Origin of the sequence: Salipiger sp. HF18 (assembly GCF_011806505.1) — a bacterium.
Taxonomy (GTDB): domain Bacteria; phylum Pseudomonadota; class Alphaproteobacteria; order Rhodobacterales; family Rhodobacteraceae; genus Salipiger; species Salipiger thiooxidans.
This window is the reverse complement of record NZ_JAATOS010000312.1, coordinates 1-4,129: the sequence shown is the minus strand read 5'-3', so window position 1 is coordinate 4,129 and position 4,129 is coordinate 1. Positions and strand designations below refer to the sequence as shown.

3 protein-coding genes are annotated in these 4,129 nt (G+C 68.4%); 2 read left to right on the top strand and 1 reads right to left on the bottom strand.

Annotation, left to right across the window (positions count from 1 at the left end):
* Positions 1-347, bottom strand: a 347-nt coding sequence (locus HC022_RS19285) for a 16S rRNA (cytidine(1402)-2'-O)-methyltransferase (RefSeq protein ID WP_254885183.1), incomplete at its 3' end; no start/stop codon positions are given.
* Positions 348-437: 90 nt separating this feature from the next.
* Between HC022_RS19285 and HC022_RS19280 the strand changes: the two genes are divergently transcribed.
* Together HC022_RS19280 and HC022_RS19275 are read left to right on the top strand one after the other, a co-directional pair.
* On the top strand, positions 438-1,634 hold the full coding sequence (locus tag HC022_RS19280; protein ID WP_167453498.1) for a penicillin-binding protein activator: 1,197 nt from the start codon (positions 438-440) through the stop codon (positions 1,632-1,634).
* A 19-nt stretch (positions 1,635-1,653) separates the two neighbouring features.
* On the top strand, positions 1,654-4,129 hold a 2,476-nt coding region (locus HC022_RS19275), incomplete at its 3' end, for a [protein-PII] uridylyltransferase (RefSeq protein ID WP_167453497.1).

The following is a 4,129-nucleotide window of genomic DNA, read 5'->3' as shown; positions in this document are numbered from 1 at the left end:
GGCAGGCCCTCCTCGCGCGCGGCCCGCACCAGGTCGAAGCCGGGGTCCGAGATCATCGGCGTGCCCGCCTCGGAGGCGTAGGCGACGCTGCGGCCCACGGCCAGCGCCTCGAGCAGACGCGGGCGCATGCGGTCGCCGTTGTGGTCGTGGTAGGCGAGGCAGGGCCGGTCGCCCAGCGGCACGCCGTGGATCTCGAGCAGGCGGCGCAGGCTGCGGGTGTCCTCCGCCGCCAGCACCTCGGCGTCGCGCAGGATGTCGAGCGCACGCAACGTGATGTCGCGCGCGTTACCGATCGGCACCGCGACCATGTAGAGGCCCGGCGCCAATCCGCCCTTTTCCGGATTCATTTCTGGACCCACCTTCCTGCTGGACTATGATCAGGCGCAAAGCCGCGCGGGAGCGAAACCCGCGCCGTCATGCGAGGGAGTTCCACCACCATGTTCGCCGTTTTGACCCGCGCCCGCAAGGCGCTCTGCACCGCTGCCGTCGTCGCAAGCGCCGGCCTGCTGGCAGCCTGCGACGTCCCAACGATGACCGATCTGGGCGGCGGGTCCGCCGGGCGCGGCGGTCCCGACATCGACCCCGGTGCCCCGGTCCGCGTGGCCCTGCTGGTGCCGCAGAGCGATTCGGGGGCGGCGAGCATCGCCCGCGATCTCGAGAACGCCGCCCGTCTCGCCATCGCCGATCTCGACGGGGTCAACATCGAGCTCGCGGTCTATGACACCGCCGGTTCCGGGGCCACCGCCGCCGCGCAGGCCCAGCGCGCCGTCGACGAGGGCGCCAAGATCATCCTCGGACCGCTGCGTGGCGAGGTCGCCGTCGAGGCAAGCAAGGTGGTGGCCGACGAGGGCATCAACGTGCTCGCCTTCTCGAACAACCCGTCGATCGCCGGCGGCAACCTCTTCGTGCTCGGACCGACCTTCGAGAACACCGCCGACCGCCTGCTCGGCTACGCCCGGCGCCAGGGCCGCAACAAGGTCGCCATCATGCATTCGGACGACGTGCCCGGCCAGTTCGGCCGCAACGCCATCCAGCAGGCCGCGTCGCACAACGGCGTGAGCGTGGCGGCGGTTCAGTCCTACCCGCTCAGCGTCGACGGCGTGACCAACGCGGCGCAGGGCATGGCGCAAGTTGCCTCCAACGCCGGCGCGGATTCGGTCTTCATCACCACCGACGCCACCAACGCCGCGATGCCGCTGCTGCTGCAGGTGATGCCCGAGAACGGGCTCGACCCGTCGACCTACCAGTACATCGGCCTGACCCGCTGGGACGTGAAGCCCGAGCTCTTCAGCTACCCCGGTGCCGAGGGCGCGTGGTTCACCCTGCCGAACCAGTCCATGCAGCAGAACTTCTCGGCCCGCTACAGCGCCGCCTACGGTGCCTCGCCGCACCCGCTCGCCGGTCTCGCCTTCGACGGCATCGCCGCCGTCGGCGCGCTGGTGAAGCAGGGCCGCCGTGATGCGCTGACCGGCCGCGCCCTGACGCAATCGGCTGGTTTTCAGGGCACGGGGGGTGTATTCCGCCTGAAGAGTGACGGCACGAACCAGCGCGGGCTGGCGGTGGCCACGGTAAGAAACAACCAGATGGTGATCCTTGACCCTGCCCCCTCAAGCTTCTCCGGCGCAGGCTTCTGAAGACAGGACGCTTGACGCGATGCCGGAGGACCTGATTGCCCCGGCATCGCGCATCCTCGACCTCCCTGCCCTGCGCACGGCGCTGTTCGCCGCTGCCGACGAGGCCGAGACCGAAGCGCAGATCCGCGCCGCCACGGTGCGCATTCTCTCGCAGGCCCGCAGTGACGGGCGCGACGAGATCGAGCGGGCCTTCGAGCAGCGCCCCCGTGCCGCCTTCCCCACCACCGAGGCCTATGCCTGGCTGACCGACGGCATCGTCCGGCTGGTCTACGAGGTGGCGACCCAACGCATCCATCCGCTGCGCAACCCGACCGAAGGCGAGCGCCTCACGCTGATGGCGGTGGGCGGCTATGGCCGCGGCGAGATGGCGCCCTATTCCGACGTCGACCTGCTGTTCCTGACGCCGTGGAAGATCACGCCGTGGGCCGAGAGCGTCATCGAGTCGATGCTCTACATACTCTGGGACCTCAAGCTGAAAGTCGGCCACGCCTCGCGCACAGTGAGGGACTGCCTGCGTCTCGGCACCGAGGATTACACCATCCGCACGGCGATGCTCGAGACCCGGTTCATCATCGGCTACGAGCCGCTGGCGCGCGAGCTCGAGACCCGGCTCTGGAAGGAGCTCTTCAAGGGCACCGAGCGCGCCTTCGTGGCCGCCAAGCTCGAGGAGCGCGACAGCCGCCACCGCAAGCAGGGCCTGCGCTACGTGGTGGAGCCCAACGTCAAGGAGGGCAAGGGCGGGCTGCGCGACCTGCAGTCGCTTTACTGGATCACCAAGTACATCCACCGCACCGAGGACGCGCAGGAGCTGGTGCGCGTGGGCGTGTTCCGGCGTGAGGAATACCTGACCTTCATGCGCGCCGAGGAATTCCTCTGGGCGGTGCGCTGCCACCTGCATCTCGTCGCCGGGCGCGCCGTCGAGCAGCTGACCTTCGACATGCAGGTCGAGGTCGCCGACCGCATGGGCTATGTCGACCGGCCCGGTCGCCGCGCCGTCGAGTGGTTCATGCAGGACTACTTCCGCCACGCCACCGCCGTCGGTGACCTGACGCGGATCTTCCTGACCTCGCTCGAGGCCGAGCACCAGAAGGACGCGCCGCTGCTGATGCGGATGTTCAAGCGCGGCCCGCAGGTCAAGGATGGCTACGAGGTCGTGCACAACCGGCTCGCGATCTCGGACGACACCGCCTTCCTGTCGGACAAGCTCAACCTGCTGCGCTTCTTCGAGGAAGGCCTGCGCACCGGGCTGCTGCTGCACCCCTACGGCATGCGGCTGGTCAAGGCGAACCTGCACCTGATCGACGACGACATGCGCAACGACAAGGAAGCGCGGCGCATCTTTCTCGACCTGCTGCTCAAGCACGGCAACCCCGAGCGCTCGTTGCGGCGGATGAACGAGCTCGGCGTGCTGGCCGCCTTCATCCCCGAGTTCGAGCCCATCGTGGCGATGATGCAGTTCAACATGTATCACAGCTTCACGGTGGACGAGCACACCATCCAGTGCATCCGCAACCTGAGCGAACTCGAGCACGGCGATCTCGTCGAGGAACTGCCGGTCGCCTCGACCATCCTCAAGCAGGGCGTGAACCGCAAGACGCTCTACGTGGCGCTGCTGCTGCACGACATCGGCAAGGGCCGCGACGAGGATCACGCGGTGCTGGGCGCGCAGATCGCCCGCAAGGTGGCGCCGCGTCTGGGCCTGACCAAGACCGAATGCGCCACGGTGGAATGGCTGGTGCGCTACCACCTGCTGATGTCCGACATGGCGCAGAAGCGCGACATCGCCGACCCGCGCACGGTGCGCGACTTCGCCAAGGCGGTGCAGACAAAGGAACGGCTCGACCTGCTCACCGTGCTGACCGTCTGCGACATCCGCGGCGTGGGCCCGGGCGTCTGGAACAACTGGAAGGCCGCGCTGCTGCGCGGGCTCTACCGGCAAACCAGGCGCGCGCTCGAGGACGGCATGGAGGCGCTCAACCGCGAGAACCGCGGCGCCGAGGCCAAGAAGGCCCTTCGCGAGGCGCTCGCCGACTGGGATGCCAAGGACCTGCGGGTCGAGACCGGCCGCCATTACGAACCCTACTGGCAGGGGCTGCACCTCACTGCCCACGAGGTCTTTGCCCGTCTCCTGCGCGACATCCAGAGCGACGAGATCCGCATCGACATCCACCCCGACGAGGACCGCGACGCCACCCGCGTCTGCTTTGCTCTCTCGGATCATCCGGGGATCTTCTCGCGGCTCGCCGGGGCGCTGTCGCTGGTCGGTGCCAACGTCGTGGACGCGCGCACCTTCACCTCCAAGGACGGCTACGCCACCGCCGCTTTCTGGATCCAGGATGCCGACGGCTCGCCCTACGAGCAGAACCGCCTCGGCCGCCTGCGCGACATGATCCGCAAGACGCTCATGGGCGAGGTGAAGCCGCGCGAGGCAATCCTGTCCAAGGGCAAGATCAAGAAGCGCGAGCGTGCCTTCACCGTGCCGACTTTTTTTTTTA

Bases quoted from the DNA above. Each gene is read 5' to 3' on its own strand.
- HC022_RS19280 (WP_167453498.1), top strand. From the start codon at position 438: ATGTTCGCCGTTTTGACCCGCGCCCGCAAGGCGCTCTGCACCGCTGCC.